The sequence below is a fragment of the Dickeya chrysanthemi NCPPB 402 genome, from assembly GCF_000406105.1.
Lineage (GTDB): Bacteria > Pseudomonadota > Gammaproteobacteria > Enterobacterales > Enterobacteriaceae > Dickeya > Dickeya chrysanthemi.
The window spans coordinates 1-986 of sequence record NZ_AOOA01000069.1 but is presented as its reverse complement, the minus strand read 5'-3'; the positions used below and the strand labels follow the sequence as shown (position 1 = coordinate 986).

The 986-nt window shown below is 33.6% G+C and carries 2 protein-coding genes; both read right to left on the bottom strand.

The features are described from left to right. Nucleotides 1–695, bottom strand: a 695-nt coding sequence (locus DCH402_RS00090) for a DNA methyltransferase (protein WP_233276268.1), incomplete at its 3' end; no start/stop codon positions are given. 44 nt (nucleotides 696–739) lie between these two features. After that, nucleotides 740–986: hypothetical protein (locus tag DCH402_RS22930; RefSeq protein WP_233276267.1), on the bottom strand; the 247-nt coding region annotated here is incomplete at its 5' end.

Here is a 986-nt window from a genome sequence, read left to right as displayed (position 1 = left end):
GTCTGCAGCCTTGCCTTATTCTTTATTGAATACCCCCAACGCCAACGCCCCCATTGTTTATCAGCAATAGGTAAAATAAAATTGTATCCAAGATTTTCGTATTTCTCTTTTAGTTTTTGAATAAAATCATCATTGAATACTTCTAAATCTTTATTATAGATTTGAGAAAATTCTTCATCTGTAATTGTACTAACTGTGTTATTTTTTACCAAAAAAGGATAGAACATTTCAGGTCTATCTTCTCTTTTATCTTCGGTTCCTGTTGCTCGCATTGGAGCTCCTTTTTTATAAAACCCAATTTCATCTTCTTCCCATTTCTCTAAAAAATTATCTTCATCTATTGGAAATTCATAAAAAGTAGATTTATCTTTATTTTTAGCAAAGACTAGTGTGTATTCGTGAGTGCCTGCAAAAGCATATTCATCATTATTACCTTTTAAATTCATAATAGTGGGTAAATTTCCGATAAAATTTTCAAATCCAAAAACTTCATCTAACAAAATCTTTAAATAAGCATTTCCGTCATCATCAATGGAAATAACAATAATCCCATCATCAGTTAATAATTCTTTGGCAATTGATAAACGATTTTTCATAAATGTAAGCCAAGTAGATAATTTAAAGTTAGTGTTATAACCAAAACTATCTTGTTGTTTCTTTTTAACAAAATAATAAGGCGGATCAATATAAATCAACTTCACTTTGCCTTTAAACTGTTTGGCAAGCGAATGTAGGGCTATCAGATTATTGCCTTTGATAATGAGATTTTCGGCGGGTGTGCCGTCTGAATGACGTTTGATTTCGCCAACCGCTTGTTTGCCGTCTGCGGTATAGCGAGAGAATTTTGAGAATGCTTTTGCGTCAAAAAGCCGATCGATTTCATCAAAAGCAAGCGTTTGATTAAAAAGATTTCTTGTCTTTTTCGGGTTAATTTAGTGTATAATTGGCTGGCTGGCTGGCTGGCTGGCTGGCTGGCTGGCTGGCTG